The sequence below is a fragment of the Bacillus sp. FSL W7-1085 genome, assembly GCF_038595035.1.
Classification (GTDB): Bacteria; Bacillota; Bacilli; order Bacillales; family Bacillaceae; genus Bacillus; species Bacillus altitudinis.
In genome coordinates this window covers 3,447,743-3,467,196 of the sequence record NZ_CP152000.1, presented here as the reverse complement: position 1 = coordinate 3,467,196, position 19,454 = coordinate 3,447,743, and the positions used below count along the sequence as shown (strand labels likewise).

The 19,454-nt window shown below is 42.6% G+C and carries 19 protein-coding genes; 11 read left to right on the top strand and 8 right to left on the bottom strand.

Going from position 1 to position 19,454, the window contains the following annotated elements:
- Positions 1-6: 6 nt before the first annotated feature.
- The 4 genes from MKY11_RS17990 to ssuE are packed head-to-tail and all read right to left on the bottom strand — an operon-like array spanning position 7 to position 2,419.
- Positions 7-570 carry a GNAT family N-acetyltransferase gene (locus tag MKY11_RS17990; RefSeq protein ID WP_008343543.1) on the bottom strand — a complete coding sequence of 188 codons (564 nt, stop codon included), beginning with the start codon at positions 568-570 and terminating at the stop codon, positions 7-9.
- A gap of 34 nt (positions 571-604) precedes the next feature.
- Positions 605-859, bottom strand: coding sequence for a glutaredoxin family protein (locus MKY11_RS17985; protein ID WP_024719443.1), 255 nt, complete (start codon positions 857-859; stop codon positions 605-607).
- Positions 859-1,884: an LLM class flavin-dependent oxidoreductase gene (locus MKY11_RS17980; RefSeq protein ID WP_039165233.1), complete on the bottom strand. Its 1,026-nt coding sequence runs from the start codon at positions 1,882-1,884 to the stop codon at positions 859-861. The genes MKY11_RS17985 and MKY11_RS17980 overlap by 1 nt, the downstream gene beginning before the upstream one ends.
- Positions 1,868-2,419 (bottom strand): NADPH-dependent FMN reductase, encoded by a 552-nt coding sequence (gene ssuE, locus MKY11_RS17975; RefSeq protein WP_342501653.1) that lies wholly within the window; start codon positions 2,417-2,419, stop codon positions 1,868-1,870. The genes MKY11_RS17980 and ssuE overlap by 17 nt, the downstream gene beginning before the upstream one ends.
- 150 nt (positions 2,420-2,569) lie before the next feature.
- Between ssuE and MKY11_RS17970 the strand changes: the two genes are divergently transcribed.
- Positions 2,570-3,454, top strand: a complete 885-nt coding sequence (locus MKY11_RS17970; protein ID WP_008343536.1) for a LysR family transcriptional regulator — start codon at positions 2,570-2,572, stop codon at positions 3,452-3,454.
- A gap of 38 nt (positions 3,455-3,492) precedes the next feature.
- Here MKY11_RS17970 and MKY11_RS17965 read toward each other — a convergent pair whose 3' ends face one another.
- Positions 3,493-4,821, bottom strand: a complete 1,329-nt coding sequence (locus MKY11_RS17965) for an LLM class flavin-dependent oxidoreductase (protein ID WP_039165237.1) — start codon at positions 4,819-4,821, stop codon at positions 3,493-3,495.
- Positions 4,822-5,195: 374 nt separating this feature from the next.
- Between MKY11_RS17965 and MKY11_RS17960 the strand changes: the two genes are divergently transcribed.
- Positions 5,196-6,008, top strand: a complete 813-nt coding sequence (locus MKY11_RS17960) for a zinc-dependent metalloprotease (RefSeq protein WP_024719439.1) — start codon at positions 5,196-5,198, stop codon at positions 6,006-6,008.
- Positions 6,009-6,059: 51 nt separating this feature from the next.
- Here MKY11_RS17960 and MKY11_RS17955 read toward each other — a convergent pair whose 3' ends face one another.
- Entirely contained in the window at positions 6,060-6,245 is a 186-nt protein-coding gene (locus MKY11_RS17955) for a 2-hydroxymuconate tautomerase (RefSeq protein ID WP_008343530.1), read from the bottom strand.
- Between the two features lie 107 nt (positions 6,246-6,352).
- On the opposite strand from MKY11_RS17955, the gene MKY11_RS17950 reads away from it, so the two are divergent.
- The gene (locus MKY11_RS17950) at positions 6,353-7,015 is read left to right on the top strand and encodes a site-2 protease family protein (RefSeq protein ID WP_041507917.1); all 663 of its coding nucleotides are present in this window, start codon (positions 6,353-6,355) and stop codon (positions 7,013-7,015) included.
- 12 nt (positions 7,016-7,027) lie between these two features.
- On the top strand, positions 7,028-7,546 hold the full coding sequence (locus tag MKY11_RS17945; RefSeq protein WP_007497712.1) for a YwhD family protein: 519 nt from the start codon (positions 7,028-7,030) through the stop codon (positions 7,544-7,546).
- 125 nt (positions 7,547-7,671) lie between these two features.
- On the opposite strand, the gene MKY11_RS17940 is transcribed toward MKY11_RS17945, so the two are convergent.
- Positions 7,672-9,741 (bottom strand): transglycosylase domain-containing protein, encoded by a 2,070-nt coding sequence (locus MKY11_RS17940; RefSeq protein ID WP_342501652.1) that lies wholly within the window; start codon positions 9,739-9,741, stop codon positions 7,672-7,674.
- 225 nt (positions 9,742-9,966) lie between these two features.
- Here MKY11_RS17940 and speE point away from each other — a divergent pair, with 225 nt between their 5' ends.
- The 5 genes from speE to argS all read left to right on the top strand — a co-directional run bounded on the left by speE (position 9,967) and on the right by argS (position 14,380).
- Entirely contained in the window at positions 9,967-10,797 is an 831-nt protein-coding gene (gene speE, locus MKY11_RS17935) for a spermidine synthase (RefSeq protein WP_039165247.1), read from the top strand.
- 69 nt (positions 10,798-10,866) lie between these two features.
- Positions 10,867-11,739: an agmatinase gene (gene speB, locus MKY11_RS17930; RefSeq protein ID WP_017360073.1), complete on the top strand. Its 873-nt coding sequence runs from the start codon at positions 10,867-10,869 to the stop codon at positions 11,737-11,739.
- A gap of 76 nt (positions 11,740-11,815) precedes the next feature.
- Positions 11,816-12,163 carry a hypothetical protein gene (locus MKY11_RS17925; RefSeq protein WP_342473673.1) on the top strand — a complete coding sequence of 116 codons (348 nt, stop codon included), beginning with the start codon at positions 11,816-11,818 and terminating at the stop codon, positions 12,161-12,163.
- 124 nt (positions 12,164-12,287) lie between these two features.
- A complete protein-coding gene (locus MKY11_RS17920; RefSeq protein WP_008343509.1) occupies positions 12,288-12,710 on the top strand; it encodes a DUF1934 family protein in 423 nt (140 codons plus the stop codon).
- Positions 12,707-14,380 (top strand): arginine--tRNA ligase, encoded by a 1,674-nt coding sequence (gene argS, locus MKY11_RS17915; RefSeq protein ID WP_008343507.1) that lies wholly within the window; start codon positions 12,707-12,709, stop codon positions 14,378-14,380. The genes MKY11_RS17920 and argS overlap by 4 nt, the downstream gene beginning before the upstream one ends.
- A 528-nt stretch (positions 14,381-14,908) precedes the next feature.
- Here the strand turns inward: argS and MKY11_RS17910 are convergent.
- On the bottom strand, positions 14,909-15,877 hold the full coding sequence (locus MKY11_RS17910) for a S66 peptidase family protein (RefSeq protein WP_342501651.1): 969 nt from the start codon (positions 15,875-15,877) through the stop codon (positions 14,909-14,911).
- Between the two features lie 151 nt (positions 15,878-16,028).
- Between MKY11_RS17910 and cls the strand changes: the two genes are divergently transcribed.
- Both cls and MKY11_RS17900 read left to right on the top strand, forming a co-directional pair.
- Positions 16,029-17,531 (top strand): cardiolipin synthase, encoded by a 1,503-nt coding sequence (cls, locus tag MKY11_RS17905; RefSeq protein ID WP_025208143.1) that lies wholly within the window; start codon positions 16,029-16,031, stop codon positions 17,529-17,531.
- 105 nt (positions 17,532-17,636) lie between these two features.
- Positions 17,637-19,352 (top strand): ABC transporter ATP-binding protein, encoded by a 1,716-nt coding sequence (locus MKY11_RS17900; protein WP_342501650.1) that lies wholly within the window; start codon positions 17,637-17,639, stop codon positions 19,350-19,352.
- Positions 19,353-19,454: the final 102 nt, after the last annotated feature.

The window sequence follows — 19,454 nt, the reverse complement described above, 5'->3', positions numbered from 1 at the left end:
CACCTCCTATGTTGAAGTCGTTTGGACTTTTTCTTCTGAGGGCGGTGCGCCTAATATGGCGGCATCAAACCGTTCAGGGATGAGGACTTTATACATTAATACACCTAAGTCGCCATTATCGGCTTCACGTTCAATATATGCTGTATAGCCTTTTCGTTCGTACATCTCTAGAAGCCAGGGGTGCTTTCGGCCAGAAGTGCCCAGTGTGTATGCTGGTGCTTTAAATGTCTGCCGGAGCAAGGTGTTTTCTACATAATCGAGCAGCTTATTTCCGATCCCTTGACCGGCTAAATCAGGAGCTGTGGCAAACCACCAAACAAATGGATAGCCTGAGACCGGTTGAGTACTCTCCCACGGAAAACGTATGGTGATGGTTGATATGAGCCGCCCGTCTCGTTCTAACACAACAGCAACGGATTGTTTGATGTTTTCTGTGACCATTTCAAGTGTGGCGTTCGTGGATGGCCAATCAATGCCCATTTCTCCAAGCGGTTTAAATGCACTGGACAGCAATTCTAGAAAAGCCGGTGCATCTTCTTCGGTAGCGATGCGAAAAATATCTCGACTCATGACAAACCTCCAATCAAAAGGGTAGTGTGTAATGTCAGCTCAACGCTTTTCGTAAAGTATCGATATCTGGATTCAGCAATGCTTGATACACGTGGGTATCACGGCTAATTTCTACTACTGGCACATAACGGACACCGTATTTTTCTTCTAAAATATTTCTGTAATGATCATGCTCTGTTACATCAATGGTTGAATAAGTAATGTGCTGTTCGTTGAAATAGGACTGAATGTCCTGACAATAGCTGCATCCATTTTTGCTCCATAAAATGATTTTTTGTTTATTTGACATTAGACGCTCACCTCTTGGTTTATTTGGTTTTTGGCTGTTAGTTCATGATCAAATGCTTCTTTTAATAATGTGATAGACGCTATTCTTGCCTCAATGTCTACAATCGGAGATAGAACAATGAACTCGTTGATATCATATGTCTCGGCTAGTTCAGTCAGCCGGCGATGAACGGTTTCTTTTGTGCCAGCGGTATAACCGGTTTTTTGAACGTGAATGTTGTAGTGTTCTTTTTTTGTTCCTTTCACCAGCTTTTCTGCATCTTCTAGTGACGTCACATTAAGCTTTCTTCCATCGGAAAAGGAGACCTTTACTGTTTCCTTTTGCTTGATGTACGAGAGGGCTTGTTTGTGGTCTTCCGCTACAGATACGGTGATGGCGAGAAGAAATTGCTGGTGCGTGTTCTGTGTCTTGAATTTTTGAAAAGTCTCTCTTGCTTCTTTTAATAATGCGTCATCCCCGTTAATAAAATAGGCAAACACAAAGGATATCCCAAGTTTTGCTGCAAATTCCGCGCTCTCAATACTGCCGCCTAGAAGGAACATGTCGGGTGATACGCTAGGAATTGGCTGAGCATTTAATTCATTTGCTTGTTCAGTTAGATACGTTTTGAGATCCACTAATTTTTGAGAAAAGTCTTTCCGTGACGCTTGATAATCTTCCTGAAGCGCTTGTGTTGAGAGGTTCAACCCTCCCGGTGCTTTCCCAACGCCTAAATCGACTCTGCCAGGCGCTAGAGATGCCAGTACATGAAATGTTTCAGCCACCTTAAACGGGCTGTAATGCTGAAGCATGACACCTCCAGACCCAATTCGCAAATGGTTCGTTTTTGCTAAAAGATAACCAGCGAGGGCTTCAGGGGATGAACCTGCCACTTGAGAATTATTGTGATGTTCAGACACCCAAAACCTGTGATAACCAAGCTGATCTGCTGCTTCAGCCAATCTGACAGTATGCTGAATACCCGTCTCTGCTTTCTCGTTTTCACTGACGAGGCTTTGATCAAGAATACTAAGGGTGAGCGACATTGGCTGTTCCTCCTATTAGACTTTGATATTGAGATAGTGCGAGGTTTAATCTGTCTGTGGCATCTGGATCAAGCACATAGCTATTTGAATCCTGCTTTGTGATCTGTTGATCCACAACATACACGCCAGATTGAACGACGGTTGCACCGAGTTGATGAATGATCGGTTTAAGTGCATATTCAATGACGAGCAAATGCCCGTATGTTCCTCCTAAAACACAAGGAAGGACGGGTTTATCTTGTAATGCTTTCTGGGGAAGTAGATCTAAAAAAGTTTTTAAAATACCGGAAAAAGACGCTTTGTAGACAGGTGTTAACACAATGACACCGTCGCTCTCATTCACAAGCTCAATGGCTTTCACAATGTCCTCGTTTGAAAAATCTGCTCCTATTAAGGCGCTGCTAGGAAGCTGGTGGACTTGAATGACATGAACATCAACCCCATGTAACGCCAAACGATGATGGATATGCTGCAGGACACCGGTTAACCGAGATTGGACAGAATGCCCGCCTGCTATAATCGTTACTTTTGCCAATTCGTCTCCTCCATTTCTGATAATTCCTTCTAAACAACTTGGAATAGTTGATAATATAAATTATAATAAGGCAAACCAATAGAAAAGTATAATTAGTAATCATAAATACACGATTCAGATATTTAAAATACAGGGAGAAGAGGGGTTTTCATGGAGATTCGAGCGATACGCACCTTTGCCACGATCGTGAAATACGGAAATTTTTTAAAAGCAGCAGAAGCGCTGAATTATTCTCAGCCAACCATCACTTTGCACATCAAACATTTAGAAGAGGAAATTGGAGAGAAGCTTCTAGAAAGAGGGAAGACCTTAAAGTTAACAGCATCAGGACAGCTTTTTTATGAAAGAGCCAATTCTTTACTCAATGAATATGAGAAATTGACGAAAACACTCCAAGATTTAGAAGTGGGCATTGCGGGGTTCATTCGCATCGGTGTTTCTGAGCCCACTGCCAGCTTAGAATTTCCTGCCCTTATTGCAGAATTCAAGGAAAGGTTTCCGAATGTAGAATTTTCTGTGCAAGTAGCGGATGCGAATACGTTGAGTTCCTTACTTTCTCATGATGAGATTGATTTTGCGATTTGCGGAGCACCAGAAGCTTCGATGGAGAATAGCTATAAGCCTCTTTTTCAAGATGATATCGTGCTGCTCGTCCCGTCTTCCCATCGATTAGCGGAAAAAGGGGTAGTGGAGGTGACAGATTTAAAGGATGAGACCATTTTATTCACGCCACACAATTGCCCCATCCGTATTCAAATCGAACAACAAATCGTCGATGTCATTGGGACCAATTACAATAAGTTAGAGATTACGAGCAGCATGTCCCATAAACATTATGTTCAGGCTGGATTAGGTGTCTCTCTTTTTACACGAACTGCTCATTCCTTTACTCTTCCAGGCACCAAGGTATTAGAAATAAAGGGCATTCATGTTTCCCCGCCAGTTGGTCTATTGAGGAAAACAAATGATTCGCCAGGAAGAGCCGTACTTCAATTCATTGATCTCATCGAAAATCGACTGCATCAACCAACATGAAAAGAGGGGTAGCCTTTGAGCTAACCCCTCTTTCATGTTTATTTCACTGTTTGTTTAAGAAACTGATTCTTCTTGATAGGCAGACCCAAATTTTCACGAAGGGTATGAGCTGGATAATTCGGGTCGTAATATCCTCTTTCTACTAATATCGGGATGACATGCTCCGTCCATTCAGATAAACCGCTTGCTAGAATAGGCGCGCCAAAAATAAATCCATCTGCGGCATCTTCTTCGATCCATTGGATCAGCTGGTCTGCCACTTGTTCATAAGTTCCGAAAAAAGCGCTTTTGGGAGTAGTTACTCGTAGAGCGACTTCTCTTAAGGTCAAGCTTTGTTCTTTCGCCATTTTTTTAATCGATTCAGTTGTGGATTGAAAGCTGTTTGAACCGGCATCACCGATATCAGGAAATGGCTCATCAAGTGGAAATTGACTGAAGTCCAAGTGATCAAAGAACCTGCCCAGGTAATGAAGGGCTTCTTCAATAGAGACCAGATGTTGAATGGCTTCATATTTTTCTTCTGCTTCTTCGACTGTTCTCCCTGTAATCGGGTGGATACCGGGGAAAATTTTGATGTCAGATGGATTTCTGCCCAGCGCTGCGGCTCTATTTTTCACGTCGCGGTAATATGCTTTCGCTTTCTCAAGTGAGTCTGCATTCGTAAATACTGCGTCCGCTTCTTTTGCGGCTAGATCCTTTCCTGCCTCTGACGCACCTGCCTGGAAAATCACCGGTTGCCCTTGTTCAGATCGTTCGATATTCAAAGGACCTTTGACAGAAAAGTGTTTGCCATGATGGTTTAATGTGTGCAGTTTATCCCGATCGAAGAAAACCCCTGTTGATCGATCCCTTAAAAAAGCATCTTCTTCCCATGAGCTCCAAAGGCCGTTCACTACTTTTAGGTATTCTTCTGCAATTTCATACCGAAGTGAATGGCTAGGATGCGGACGAATGATGTGGTTTTCAGCAGAGCCTTCAAGTGGAGAAGTCACAACATTCCATCCGGCCCGCCCTTTACTTAATTTATCTAGGGATGCAAATTGCCGTGCAATGGTAAAGGGCTCACTGTAGGAAGTGGATACAGTGCCCACAAGTCCAATCTGTTTGGTGACCGCAGCAAGAGCGGATAAGATGGTTAATGGTTCAAATCGGTTCAAGAAATGAGGAATTGAATGTTCATGAATATATAAGCCATCTGCGACAAAGACAAAACGGAAACCCGCTGCTTCTGCCTTTTTTGTCATTGCTTGATAATAATCAATGTTCACACTTGCATCTGCTGGAACGGATTCATCCTTCCATGCATTCATATGACCTCCTGGACCATGTAACATCAATCCAAATTGTATGTGCTTTTTTTCAGACATGTGGATCGTCCCTTCTGTTTTGAAATAGCATTGTTTTTATGTTCTTCATCATAAGGGAGAATCGCAAAGAAGTATAATTCGTATCAGTAAAGTCTGAATTTATCTTTTCTAATATCAATTTTTGCTTCTTTATATGGTGTGGCTGGGTCTATAACAGCACTTTAGAAAAAGATGGATGTTTACTAAGCGAATGTCCCAGATCAAAAGTTCTGCTTTTTGATAAAATGTGTGTCAAAATATCCGAAAAATTAGTGAAAATGACATGTTTCGACTTTCTTCCTGTATATCCAATTCCCTGTTTTTGACTGAATAGAAGGAAAATGGTGAATTTTCAGTGAATATATAACCTTGTGAAAAACAAAGGAGGGATAGGAATGAAAAAGCGTTCAGTCTTTTTGTCATTTTTATTGGTAGGTAGTTTGTTACCGGGGGTAAGTTCAGCTTCAGCACCAGTTGCAAGTGCAGGTCATGGGCATGATCATGGTCATGCGCCGTTTGAAACACATATTAGTGAAGGGTTGCCAAAGGCAAACGATTTTAAAGATTTGACGAAGGCACCTCCTATTGAAAGAGATGTGACAACAAAGATTTTAGATGAGTCTGGTAAACAGGTAGGGTCTAGAACCTTTAAAGCAAATACAGGAGATTCGATTTCAACAAAAGCTAGTACAGGCAGTCAGAAAGTGACCGTCTATGCAGTAGCTGATGCGCAGTATCGTGCGAAATATAGTGATTGGCAGACGCGCATTGTCAGCATCATTGAGCAAGCGGATGTGACATTTAACCGTGATCATGATGTGGACTTTGTCGTACAAGCCGTAGGGTCTTGGACGTCTTCAGGATCAAATGCATCACAAATTTTGTCTAACCTTCAGCGCAGCTTTGATGGCAGAGGATACGATTTTGTCACAGGATTTACAGCAAATCCAAACTTTGATGCTGGCGGAATCGCTTATGTCTACAATAGTGCACCAAGCGGAAGTGCATTCGCCGTTAACCTTGACCAAGGAACAGCGAATACAGCAAAAGCGGCTACGCATGAATACGGCCATAACTTTGGCTTACCGCATGATCCTCAAGGAAGCGGAATTGTCTGCTTAATGAATTATGATTATTCTTACACTGTCGATTTCTTCGATGCGGCTCATAAAAATCAGGTGAACCGTAATAAAGCTTGGTACAGATAAGGTAAGAAAAAAAGGACAAACACCGAAAAAGTGTTTGTCCTTTTTATATGCTTACAGGTCGCTCATTCGCTTTCCTGCTACAGCATAATGTTCTTTTTTCATTTCTTCAATAATGACAGAGACTTTCTCTGCACCTGCACCTGTTGTTTCAACAACGGCATCTGTGACTTTCTCCACAAGAGCTCTTTTCTGCTCATCTGTTCTTCCTTCAAGCATTTGAACGGTGATAATCGGCATAATGGCAACCTCCTTTTTCCTGTAGTGCTACGCTTCCCTTTAGTTTAAGGGACTTCTTATAGTATACTGAATGAAGTAAATCATTGTATAGAAAGAAAGAGGGATTCATGCCTTTGAACCAATTTCTTGTTTATCCATTAGAACTGATTCCATATGTCGCCATTACGCTTGTTGTGGCTTTTACGATGCACGAGCTGGCGCATGCATATGTTGCGTATCGTTTTGGAGATCCGACAGCTAAAAATCAAGGGAGACTGACGCTCAATCCATTGAAGCACCTTGATATTTTCGGGACAATCTTGATCTTTGTGGCTGGGTTTGGCTGGGCGAGGCCTGTACCTGTGAATCGGTACCATTTCAAAAACCCGCGCTTAGCAGGAATCTGCGTCTCGATTGCTGGCCCATTAAGTAACTTGGTGTTGGCGTTTCTAGGCTTTTGTGTGTATGCGCTTCTTCAGAAATTTGGCGGGGAGTCGCTCATGCGCTTTGAGCCGGGGATCGATTATTTCTTCCAAATCTTTATTAACTTGAACGTGATTTTGTTCCTATTTAACTTATTACCGATCCCGCCGCTGGATGGATATCGTATTATTGAGGATGTTGTCAGTCCCGGCATCCGTGCGAAGATGACGCAGTTCGAACAGTATGGAATCATCATTTTCCTCATCTTCGTCATCACACCGCTAGGTCAGTTTGTTTTTGTTCCATTGATCGGAATGCGGGATCAAATCATATACTGGTTTAATCTTATTTTGAAGCCGCTGCTTTAGGAGGTCTAATGAATGGAAGGTAAAAAGAAGAAACCAATTGGTTTTAATATCATTAAAAAAACAGATGCAACGGATGGGCATGGAGGTTTTGGGGCAGGTGCCCTCAGCCTTGATAATATCTCGCCGGTGATCATTGATGTGGAGGAAAAGGAAGCCGTCATTGATATTGGTGCGATGCATGCAAGAAGTGCCGTCGAAAAAGGAATTAAATTTTTAAAAACCAAAGAAGAGGTACCTAACGGAAAACCGTATTGGCTCGTATGGGTGACGATTGACCGCAGAGAAGAGGGGCCATATTATGCAGGAGTCACAGCTTGTGAAATGACAGTTGACCGCTCGATCCGCAGAGGATATAAGTCACTTCCTGAGCATGTGAATTTAATGGATAAATCCATGAAGCGTAAAATCGTTGTCAGTCATATGGATGATGGTTCGAAAAAGGTGCTCGCTGATTTCTTGAAGAGTCACAATGAAGCGTTATGGGAAGCATCTACAGATGAATTAAAAGAAGGATTGGCTGTTCCTGAGTAATTGTGAAATTTTTGTGAAGAATGATGAATGGATACCAATTCCAAGCGTTTTTTCAGTAAACTGGTGTTAAAGCTAGGACATGGAGAGTCCCGAGATGCAGATCTCGGGGTTTTTCATGTCCATTTTTAACGTTTCAGCCACTTTTCCCACCATTTCTTAGGCTGTTGATCTTGAGCTTTGTCTTGCTCAGAAGCTTTGTTCTCGGCACCATAGCAGACACCGGTCGGCTCCGTTCCTTCTATAAAATAGGTAAATACCTTTGATTCGCATCCTGGGCCTGCGAGATCACCGGTTTTTGGATTGATATATACGCCTTTTACACCGTCTGGCGGCATGAAGGAGGAGGCTGGCTGATTCGAGAGGGCTGATTCCATAAAGGAAGCCCATATCTTTTTCGCATAGGCGGTTTCTTTGACCGAGTCAATGGTGCGTCCTTTATCGTAGCCGGTCCACACACCTGTGACGAGTTGGGGAGAGAAGCCGATCATCCAGCTGTCAGCACCTGTCGTCCCCGATTTCCCTCCATACGTTCTGGTAAGATCTTTTGAAATGGTACGACCTGTGACACTGGTATAGCCATTTAATTGATGATTGAACATCCCTGACATCATGTCAGTGGTGACAAATGCTGCTTTTTCATCTAGTACTTGCTCTCGTTTTTGTTTCTCCTCAAAGAGTACGTTGCCCTTTGCGTCCGTTACTTTCGTAATAAAGGTTGGCTTGACGCGTTTTCCTCCATTGACCAGCATCGCGTAAGCATTGGTCATTTCGATTGGTTTGACAGGTGAAGTACCTAGCGCAAGTGAAGGCACTTGATCTAGTTTTTCGTGAATCCCGAACGTCTTGCCTGCACGTACAAGCTGTTCCATTCCTAAAAATAGATGGGTTTTCACAGCGTAAATATTATCAGATAGCGCTAAAGCTTGAAGCATTGTAATGCCGTCATTGGCGTAATAGCCGTGATAGTTGCTTGGTGAATAAGCAGCGCCGCTTCCTTGTTCATCCAGTTCAAAAACGGTTTCTTCACTGCGCATCACGGTTGCTGGTGTAAACCCATTTTGCAAAGCCATGTAATAGAGAAGCGGTTTCATTGTTGAACCCGGCTGTCTTTTCGCTTGTGTGACCCGATTGAATGGGCTTTTCTCGTAATCTCTTCCCCCGATGAGGGCAAGGACATGACCTGTCTGGGGATGAATGGCGGTAAAACCAATTTGGATACCTGATTCAGAATCCATGATGTTGGTTAAAGTCTTTTCAGCGATTTTTTGTAATTCAGGTTGTAAGGTCGTTTCGATATGAAGACCATACGTTTCAATTTGTTCCTCGGTTAAGCCCAGTGTTTGTTTCAGTTCGCGAATCACATCATCATAAAAATACGGGGCCTGCTTTGCTTGCAGCTGCTTTTGTTTGAGCGGGCGATAGGACAGCTTTTCCTTGCTGGCATCAGCAGCTGCTTTTTTCGTGATCATGCCATCCTCTTGCATTTGCCTCAGAATCATATTCTTTCTTGCGCTGGCTTTCTCCTCATTCACATAAGGGGAGTAGAGAGAAGGCCCCTTTGGAATACCGGCAAGCAAGGCAGACTCAGCTAAAGTTAAATTCTTCGCTTTTTTTCCAAAGTAAAGGCGGGATGCCGCTTCCACACCGTATGCGCCGTGGCCATAATAAATGGTGTTCAAGTATCCTTCCAATATCTCATCTTTTGTATAGTTTTGTTCTAAGCGGATGGTGTAAAAGGCTTCATTCCACTTCCGCTTCCATGTTTTATCATGATCTAAATATAAATTTCGTGCGTATTGCTGGGTGATCGTGCTGGCGCCTTGTACTTTTGCCATTGCACGAATATCTGCCACCGCAGCACCTGCCATTCGTTTCACATCAAAGCCGTGATGCTGATAAAAGGTTTTATCCTCAATCGCGACCACTGCTTGCTGTATATGAGGGGACATGTCCTTTAACGGAACCCAGTATCTCTTTTCTCCAAAGCTCGATTCGCCAAGTTTAGACCCATCGGCTGCATAAATGGTCGTGGATTGGGGAACTTGAACAGAGGGAGCGCCTTGCCACTTAGCTAGTAAAAGAATCGTCAAAAAGACTGTGCCAGCAAATAGAAAAGCGAGCAAGCCGATAAAAAAACAGGCCCGAATCGTTTTCACGGTCATGCGGATTTTTTTATTACTCATGATTGTGTCCATGCAAAGCCCCCATTTTGACGGTTTTTTATCAGTATGGGACAAAGAAAACCGTTTTAAACAGGCGACTGCAAGGGTGTGCTTTAAAAATGAAGTTATCTCATGCGGTTCTTTACAATTTGATATGAATCCACTATACTTTTTTCTTGGACAATCGATATAGTCATAGCCGATAAAAGGCGCTAACAATAGATGTTTGTTTATTATTGGATGAGAGGAAGATGAACAATGAGCGAACTTTGGTATACAGAGAAGCAAACGAAGAATTTTGGCATTACATTGAAGGTAAAGAAGACCCTTCACACAGAACAAACAGATTTTCAGCATTTAGAAATGGTGGAAACAGAAGAGTTTGGCAATATGCTGTTTTTAGACGGTATGGTGATGACATCAGAGAAAGATGAGTTTGTATACCACGAAATGGTGGCACATGTTCCTCTTTTCACTCATCCAAATCCGGAAAATGTTCTTGTCGTAGGCGGAGGAGACGGTGGTGTCATTCGTGAAATCCTGAAGCATCCAAGTGTGAAAAAAGCGACACTTGTTGATATTGATGGCAAGGTCATTGAATACTCGAAAAAGTTCCTTCCTTCAATTGCTGGGAAACTAGACGATCCTCGTGTAGAGGTGAAAGTCGGAGACGGCTTTATGCACATTGCGGAAGCCGACAACGAATATGACGTGATCATGGTTGACTCAACTGAGCCAGTTGGACCAGCTGTAAACCTGTTCTCTAAAGGTTTCTATGCAGGAATCTCAAAAGCACTCAAAGAAGACGGTATTTTCGTTGCACAAACGGACAACCCTTGGTTCACACCTGAGTTAATTACAAACGTACAGCGTGATGTAAAAGAAATTTTCCCGATTACCAAGCTATACACAGCGAATATCCCAACATATCCAAGCGGTCTTTGGACATTTACTATCGGTTCTAAGAAGTATGATCCACTTGCTGTAGAAGACAGCCGCTTCTTTGATATTGAGACGAAATATTACACAAAAGAATTGCACAAAGCGGCATTCGTTCTGCCGAAATTTGTGAGCGACTTAATCAAATAAATCAAGCGAAGTGGAAATGCGCAAATGACCGTTTGCGCATTTTTTGAAGCGTAAAAGGAGGAATCTTGTATGAGATTCGACGAGGCTTACTCAGGAAAAGTGTTTATTGGAAGTCATCCGACATGGGAAGATGCGAAAGTCATTTTATACGGGATGCCGATGGATTGGACCGTCAGTTACCGTCCCGGCTCACGTTTTGGCCCGAACCGTATTCGTGAAGTATCCATTGGATTAGAGGAATACAGTCCTTATTTAGATCGTGAACTGCACGAGGTGCCATTCTTTGATGCTGGCGACATCCCGCTTCCATTTGGCAATGCACAGAAAAGCTTAGATTTAATTGAAGAGTATGTCGACAGCATTTTAGAAAAAGGGAAGTTTCCATTAGGAATGGGCGGCGAGCATCTTGTGTCTTGGCCGGTTTTCCGTGCGATGTATAAGAAATACCCTGATTTGGCAATCATCCATATGGACGCACATACAGATCTTCGTGAGGAATATGAGGGTGAGCCGCTTTCACATTCGACACCGATTCGTAAAGTTGCAGGACTTATTGGACCTGAAAATGTATACTCTTTCGGCATCCGTTCTGGGATGAAAGAAGAATTTGAATGGGCAAAAGAAGCAGGCATGCACATTTCTAAATTTGAAGTACTCGAGCCATTGAAGCAAGTATTGCCAAAGCTAAAAGGGCGTCCAGTGTATGTGACGATTGACATTGATGTACTTGACCCAGCTCATGCACCTGGTACAGGAACGGTAGATGCTGGCGGTATTACGTCAAAAGAACTGCTGGCATCTATTCATGCCATTGCTGGTTCTGATGTGCATGTCGTCGGTGCAGACCTTGTAGAGGTAGCGCCTGTATATGATCATTCCGATCAAACGGCGAATACAGCAAGCAAACTTTTACGTGAAATGCTGCTTGGATTTGTGAAATAACATTGATAGAGGAGCTTGTCATCTCATATGGACAAGCTCTTTTTTTACATTGGTGACATGATAAAGGAGGCAGGTCGTGTTTTCTTCTGTATTGATGGTATTACTCGCTTTATGTGTGTTAGCGGCAGGCTTTCTTACGCTGAAAAGAGAGCTTGCAGCGAGTACGCCCACGTTCACCTCGAAAAAAGAGGCAAAAGATGAGATGGTTCATCTGTTTCAGGATCGAGGCTTTTTCTATCTTACTGGCATAGCGCTGTTGATGCAGTTTGTTTATAAGCAAGGGCATCTTCTCCCATTTGATTTCTTTCAGGCATTTTTGGCAAGTTCAGGTATCCAAGCACTGTTTTATCTCATCAATCGAAAAAGCGCAGGGCTCAAGACTGGACTCGTGATAGGGGTGAGCTTCATTTTTCTTTTATTCTAAAGAGACATGTGAAGATCAAAAAGGGGGTTTCATCCACACGAAGATGAGAAATGATGGGATGATAGGCAATCGGGATTATGGTATACTATTTTAGTTAAACGGGTCTTAGCAAAGGAAGTGCAAAATGACACAAAACCAAATTTCAATTCATGTAAAGTCAGTGATGAAACCAGAGACGGAACCGGCTGAAACGATCGAATTCCGAACAACTGGAACGTATCAAGAGAAGAATGACAAAACGTATCTCACTTACCATGAAGAACATGAAATGGGTCAAGTAAAAACTGTTGTCAAAATAAGTGAAAAAGAAATTTTTGTCATGAGATCAGGTGCAATTCAAATGAAGCAGCGCTTTCTCACTGGAGAAACGACCGTGACACATTACACGATGCCATTTGGCACACTTCAGCTCGATGTACACACACATGGTATTGATCTTGATGTAGACAATGGGCTTCTACACATTACGTACGATATGCTGACAGGTGAAGATCAAAAGCATTTACATACATTATCGATTTCATATAAGGAGGATTTACGTTCATGAATATCGCAGAACAGGTCAAAGATGCGTTAAAAGAAGAAATCATTGCGGCAGTCGTCAAAGCAGGACTTGCTGATGAAAGCCAGGTGCCGGATGTTCTTTTGGAAGTGCCAAAAGACAAAACTCACGGTGATTATTCCACCAATATGGCGATGCAGCTTGCCCGCATTGCGAAAAAAGCACCTCGTCAAATCGCCGAGGACATCGTCAATGCGTTTGATAAAGGCAAAGCGTCAATTGAAAAACTGGATATTGCAGGTCCAGGATTCATCAACTTTTATATGAACAATCAATATTTAACGAAACTGATTCCGGCAGTTCTTGAAGCAAAAGAGGCTTATGGCGAAACGAATACAGGCGGCGGTCAAAAAGTGCAAGTCGAATTCGTCTCAGCCAACCCAACAGGTGACCTTCACCTTGGACATGCCCGTGGCGCAGCTGTAGGAGATTCTCTTTGCAACATCCTTGATAAAGCAGGCTTCGACGTGAGCCGTGAATACTATATCAACGATGCAGGCAATCAGATCAATAACCTTGCTCTATCTGTAGAAGTACGTTACTTTGAGGCGCTCGGTCTTGAAAAAGAAATGCCAGAGGACGGGTACAGAGGAGAAGACATCAAAGGCATCGGGCAGAAACTTGCGGATGAATTTGGTGACCGTTTCGTGCATGAATCAGAAGAAGAGCGTATGAAATTTTTCCGTGAGTACGGTTTAAAATATGAACTAGAAAAACTACGTGTCGACCTAGAGAATTTCCGTGTCCCATTTGATGTGTGGTATTCTGAAACGTCTTTATATGAAAACGGAAAAATCGAACCAGCGCTAGAAACACTTCGCGCTAAAGGCTATGTCTTTGAAGAAGACGGCGCAACATGGTTACGTTCAACTGATTTTGGTGATGACAAGGACCGTGTCCTGATTAAAAAAGATGGCAGCTTTACGTACTTGCTTCCAGATATCGCATATCATAAAGACAAATTAGACAGAGGTTTTGACCAGCTCATCAACATTTGGGGGGCCGACCATCACGGCTACATTCCTCGAATGAAAGCGGCGATCCAAGCACTCGGATATCCAGCGGACAAACTGGAGGTCGAAATCATTCAACTCGTTCACCTTTACAAAAACGGTGAAAAGATGAAGATGAGTAAACGTACAGGTAAAGCCGTCACAATGCGTGACTTGATTGAAGAAGTGGGCTTAGATGCTACTCGTTATTTCTTTGCGATGAGAAGTGCGGCGACACATATGGACTTTGACCTAGACTTAGCGATTTCTACGTCTAACGAAAACCCTGTGTACTATGCACAATATGCACATGCGAGAATTTGCAGCATGCTTCGTCAAGGGGAAGAAAAAGGCTACGAGCCAAACCTTGAAAAAGCAGATTTCTCTCACATTCAGTCGGATAAAGAATACGATCTTCTGAAAATCATCGGCAGCTTCCCAGAAGTTGTAGCAGAAGCAGCAGAAAAACGTATTCCGCACCGCGTTACAAACTATATCTATGATCTAGCATCAGCCCTTCACAGCTTCTACAATGCCGAAAAGGTCATTGATGTTGAAAATGAAACAAAAACAACAGCACGTCTATCGCTGATGAAAGCAACACAAATCACGCTTGCGAATGCATTAAAACTTATCGGCGTATCTGCGCCAGAGAAGATGTAGTGGAATGAAGGAAAGCCCCGCTCTATTTTATGAGCGGGGCTTCTTTATATAAAAAACCCGCTATTCTCGAGAGATAGCGGGTTTTGAACATTAACCAAGCGTATTAATAATGTTAGAAATAGAATCGAATAATTGACTAAGTACATCAGAGAACATAGAGCGTATCCTCCTTTCAGAAAGCATGTAGTATGTGCGTGTCATAGGAATTACCCAAGTGTGTTAATAATGTTAGAAATAGAATCAAATAATTGGCTAAGTACATCAGAAAACATAGTTTGTATCCTCCCTTCGGCAAGCATGTAGTATGTGTGCGTTAATGGAATTATCCAAGTGTATTAATAATGTTAGAGATAGAATCGAATAATTGGCTAAGTACATCAGAGAACATGTTTTTGCCTCCTCTCTTTTCTTTTTACATCTACTTAACGAAGGGGATGAAGGGTTGGATCACTTTTTTAAAAAAAATTTTAAAAAGAAATGATGGCATAGAAAAAGCACCCGCATATGAGGGTGCTTTTTAGGTTTTATTTATGCATGAACACGCCATTGGATTTGTCCGCCGTCGCAGGAGAGCTCGGAACTCCCGCCAATCGGCAAGGTGAAGACCGGCTGTGTATGTCCGATATCGACATCGTAAATCACTGGAATGTGTTGAAGCATTGGGTGCTTATCTAGGATGAACCTCAAATGTTCCTCTGTCATTTTGGATTTCTTTTGAAAACGTCCGATGATTAACCCTTTAATGGATTCGGCATGCTGCAAGAGCGAGGCAAGGTCTCTGGCGAACATTTCAGGAAAGACCAAGTCATCATCTTCTACAAATAAGATGGCATCCTTGATGCGAGGCATAAAGGGTGTCCCTTGCAGTAAGTTCAGTGTACAAAGATTTCCGCCATACAAGGTGCCTTCAGCTGTTCCTTCCTGATAAATCCTCCATGTTGTCGGATGAAACTGCCTATTTACTTGATCAAGATACCACGCATCATCACTCCACTTTGTAGAAGGGGTGAAATCAAATGGCTCGCTACTCATCACGCACGCTTGAAACATAGCTGTCTGCTCCTCTTGTCCTTGTTCCATTTGGAAACTGGAGAAATGAGGGCCTGAGTACGTCACCATGTCACATTTGGCGGTAATGGCGTTTGCAAGTGCGGTAATATCACTGTAGCCGCAAAGAACTTTTGGGTGTTGACGAATCAAATCATAATCTATATAAGGCAAGAGCTCATTGCAGTTAAAGCCGCCGATTGCTGTCAAAATGCCGTCGACTTCATCATTTGAGAATGCCTCATGTAGATCAGATAAACGGTGTTCAATAGAAGAAGAGGAATGCAGATCACATTCAAACACGTGTTGTCCAAAAGAAACAGTGAACCCTAATGCCTCTAAACGTTTTTTCGCCTGAGCCATTCCTTCTTTTGATAAAATGCTGGCACTTCGACTTGGAGCAATTACCCGAATGTGGCTTCCCTTTTTTAAAGCAGATGGTGTACGCATAAGTCATTCATCCTTCCCTTCACATATTTTCCATTATATCGGATCAAAACGCTCCAGTCTGTAAAAGCTAAAAGAAAGCAGCAGACCGTGCGTTTCAGACAAGCTGTGCAAAGGGTATGGAAAAGAAAAAGACAGAATGAGGGCGGAGAATGTGAAAAAGAGGAGACTGGAATTTCTATTTTTATATTTCATGATATTCGGGGCATATGTGGTGTTTTGGTGGCCGGTTCCAGCGTGGGGTTTTCAGCTTTACGCAGCTAGTTATATCGCCATCATTTTATTTAGTATTATTTCGCTCATGCTAGAGAACCGGACATCACAGCACACGCTGTTATGGATGTATGTACTGATCTTTTTCCCGATCATCGGCTATATGTTTTATTTGTTCTCAGGACAGCTATATGTCAAAGGACATTTGTTTAAATCAAAGAGAATGTATAACCGAGAAAAATTACGCAGAATATCAGAGCTTGAGAGTAAACCGGATGAGACGCGTTTAACCGATAATCAGCGTGCTTTTTTTCATTACACAGAAAAAGCAACGGGTATGCATGTAAATACAAATAGTGATATGGAGATTTTAAAGAATGGAGAGGAAACCTTTCCACGTATTTTTGAAGAATTAAAAAAGGCAAAAACGTTTATCCATATAGAATATTACATGTTCAAATCTGATTTCCTCGGTCACCGGATGATGGAGATCCTGATTGAAAAAGTGAAAGAAGGAGTAGAGGTTCGATTCATCTATGATGCGGCTGGCAGCATTCGCTTCTCACGAAAAGATATTAAACGATTGAAGCAGGCGGGGATAAAGGTCGCTCCTTTTCTGCCATTAAAATACGGATTCTTTAATCAAAAATTCAATTTCCGAAATCACCGAAAAATCGTGATTATTGATGGAGAAACAGGATTTGTTGGCGGGCTCAATGTCGGGAAGGAATATGTAGGACGCGATGAAAACATCGGCTTTTGGCGTGACACGCATACGATGTTAAAGGGTGAAGCCGTTCAGACACTTCACTCCATATTTATGCTGGACTGGGAGTATGTATCAGATGAAGTGTTAATTGATGATCCGAAGTATCACACCCCGCATCCTGTGACAGGAGAAGATGTCATTCAGGTCGTGCCGACTGGACCTGATATGAAGGAAAGTATGAGTGATTTATACGATGCGCTCATTTCGAATGCACAGCAATTTGTTTGGATTGCGACGCCTTATTTTGTCCCAAATGAATCCATTCGCACAGCGTTAAAAATTGCGGCGACAAGAGGGGTGGATGTGCGTGTGATGGTGCCTGAGATTAATGATGGATTTCTCACGCAATACGCCACACGATCTTATTTTTCTGAGCTTTTGAAAGAGGGCATCAAGGTGTATCACTATCAAAAAGGGTTCATGCATCAAAAGGTCATGATTGCAGATGGAGAGCTTGCCTCTGTCGGAACGGCCAATGTTGATATGAGAAGCTTCCAACTCAATTTTGAGGTCAATGTCTTTACAGCGGCAAAGAAACCGATCGAGCAATTGATGGCTCATTATGAGGAAGATATGAAAGAATGTGAGCAAATGGGGCCGGTTCATTTTTATAAAAGGGGCTTAAAGGAACGTTTAAAGGAATCGTTTGCGCGATTGTTTTCAGGTGTATTGTGAGGGTTTCCAGGGAAAGAAATCATTTCCTGATCTAGTATTTCGATAATGATTCCTCTATAATTGAAAATGATTATCAATTATAGAGGAAGTGAGGTTCTTTTACATATGCTAAAACGCTTTTTTGCCTATTACAGGCCCTATCGCGGTCTGTTCTTTTTAGATTTCTTTTGTGCTGTGGCCGTCGGACTCATGGAACTAGGTTTCCCGCTCATCGTGAACTACTTCATTGATACATTATTACCAACAGGGAACTGGACGGTCATTGCCTGGACCGCACTTGCGCTGTTTGTCATTTACGCACTCAGCTCAGTGATGCAATTTATCGTGTCGTATTGGGGACACATGCTTGGCATTAACATTGAGACCGATATGAGAAAAAAGCTATTTGATCATTTTCAGCGTCTCTCATTTAAGTTCTTTGATAACAACAAAACGGGTAAGCTTATGTCTCGAATGACCAATGACCTCATGTACATTGGTGAGGTGGCGCATCACGGACCTGAGGATTTGTTTATTGCGATTATGACCATTCTTGGCGCCTTTGCCGTCATGCTCATGATTAACTGGCAGCTTGCCATTTTAACCTTCTTGATTATGCCAGTCATCATCTGGTTAGCCCTTCATTTTAATAAAAAAATGACACAGGCGATTACACAACTCAACAATGACATTGGAGATTTTCATGCAAGGGTTGAAAATAATATTGGCGGTATTCGTCTTGTTCAAGCCTTTGCAAACGAACATTTCGAGAAAAAGCGTTTTGCTGAAAATAACAACCGCTTTCGAAAAGCGAAACTTCTTTCCTATAAAATTATGTCAGTTAACGGATCAATCAGCTATATTCTCACAAGGCTTGTGACGCTGTTTGTCCTTCTGGCAGGTACATGGTTTGTCCTTCAAGGTCAATTAACGGCAGGCGGATTTATTGCCTTTGTCTTGATCACAAATGTGTTATTCAGACCCATTGATAAGATCAACACGGTGATTGAAATGTATCCAAAAGGCATTGCCGGTTTTAAAAGCTATGTCGATTTGCTTGAAACAGAGCCAGATGTGAAGGATACAGAAGGAGCACGTGATATTTACGGCTTGAAAGGTGAAATTGAGTATCGAGACGTGACATTTGGCTACGATGAGCACAGTCATGTATTGAAGGATATCAACTTGAAGATCAAACAAGGGGAAACTGTTGCGTTTGTCGGGCCATCAGGAGCGGGGAAATCGACCATTTGCAGTCTGCTGCCTCGTTTTTATGATGTGGACGAAGGAGACATCACCATTGATGGTGTGAGCACAAAATCGATGACCTTGTCCTCTTTAAGACAGCAGATTGGCATTGTGCAGCAGGATGTCTTTTTATTCTCAGGCACCATTCGTGAGAATATTGCGTACGGCAACCTAGAAGCGAGTGATGCAGACATTTGGGAGGCGGTGCGACGTGCCCATTTAGAGGAGCTCGTTCAGCGGTTCCCACAAGGGTTGAATACGGTCATTGGTGAACGCGGCGTTAAGCTATCCGGCGGTCAAAAGCAACGCCTGTCAATTGCACGGATGTTTTTGAAAAACCCGTCTATTCTTATTTTGGATGAAGCGACGTCAGCACTTGATACAGAAACAGAAAAAGCAATCCAAGACGCACTAAGCGAACTGGCAGTCGGCCGGACGACACTCGTCATTGCTCACCGCCTTGCGACAATTAAACATGCAGACCGAATCATCGTCGTGACAGAGGAAGGCATTGAAGAACAAGGCCGCCATCAAGACTTAATCCAAATGGGCGGCGTCTATAGCAGACTGCATGAAGCGCAGTTTGGTCATTGACGAGAAGTGATTGAATGAGTCCAGTTATTAAGCTGGGCTCTTTTTCGTATTGAGATATTTGCGACGCTGGTCATCAGTTTTACTGTCATCATATTTGGCCTG

Excerpts from the sequence above, each read along its gene's own strand:
- MKY11_RS17990 (WP_008343543.1), bottom strand. The coding sequence starts at position 570 with ATGAGTCGAGATATTTTTCGCATCGCTACCGAAGAAGATGCACCGGCT.
- MKY11_RS17985 (WP_024719443.1), bottom strand. The coding sequence starts at position 859 with ATGTCAAATAAACAAAAAATCATTTTATGGAGCAAAAATGGATGCAGC.
- MKY11_RS17980 (WP_039165233.1), bottom strand. The coding sequence starts at position 1,884 with ATGTCGCTCACCCTTAGTATTCTTGATCAAAGCCTCGTCAGTGAAAAC.
- MKY11_RS17970 (WP_008343536.1), top strand. The coding sequence starts at position 2,570 with ATGGAGATTCGAGCGATACGCACCTTTGCCACGATCGTGAAATACGGA.
- MKY11_RS17965 (WP_039165237.1), bottom strand. The coding sequence starts at position 4,821 with ATGTCTGAAAAAAAGCACATACAATTTGGATTGATGTTACATGGTCCA.
- MKY11_RS17960 (WP_024719439.1), top strand. The coding sequence starts at position 5,196 with ATGAAAAAGCGTTCAGTCTTTTTGTCATTTTTATTGGTAGGTAGTTTG.
- MKY11_RS17955 (WP_008343530.1), bottom strand. The coding sequence starts at position 6,245 with ATGCCGATTATCACCGTTCAAATGCTTGAAGGAAGAACAGATGAGCAG.
- MKY11_RS17950 (WP_041507917.1), top strand. The coding sequence starts at position 6,353 with ATGCCTTTGAACCAATTTCTTGTTTATCCATTAGAACTGATTCCATAT.
- MKY11_RS17945 (WP_007497712.1), top strand. The coding sequence starts at position 7,028 with ATGGAAGGTAAAAAGAAGAAACCAATTGGTTTTAATATCATTAAAAAA.
- MKY11_RS17940 (WP_342501652.1), bottom strand. The coding sequence starts at position 9,741 with ATGGACACAATCATGAGTAATAAAAAAATCCGCATGACCGTGAAAACG.
- speE (WP_039165247.1), top strand. The coding sequence starts at position 9,967 with ATGAGCGAACTTTGGTATACAGAGAAGCAAACGAAGAATTTTGGCATT.
- speB (WP_017360073.1), top strand. The coding sequence starts at position 10,867 with ATGAGATTCGACGAGGCTTACTCAGGAAAAGTGTTTATTGGAAGTCAT.
- MKY11_RS17920 (WP_008343509.1), top strand. The coding sequence starts at position 12,288 with ATGACACAAAACCAAATTTCAATTCATGTAAAGTCAGTGATGAAACCA.
- argS (WP_008343507.1), top strand. The coding sequence starts at position 12,707 with ATGAATATCGCAGAACAGGTCAAAGATGCGTTAAAAGAAGAAATCATT.
- MKY11_RS17910 (WP_342501651.1), bottom strand. The coding sequence starts at position 15,877 with ATGCGTACACCATCTGCTTTAAAAAAGGGAAGCCACATTCGGGTAATT.
- MKY11_RS17900 (WP_342501650.1), top strand. The coding sequence starts at position 17,637 with ATGCTAAAACGCTTTTTTGCCTATTACAGGCCCTATCGCGGTCTGTTC.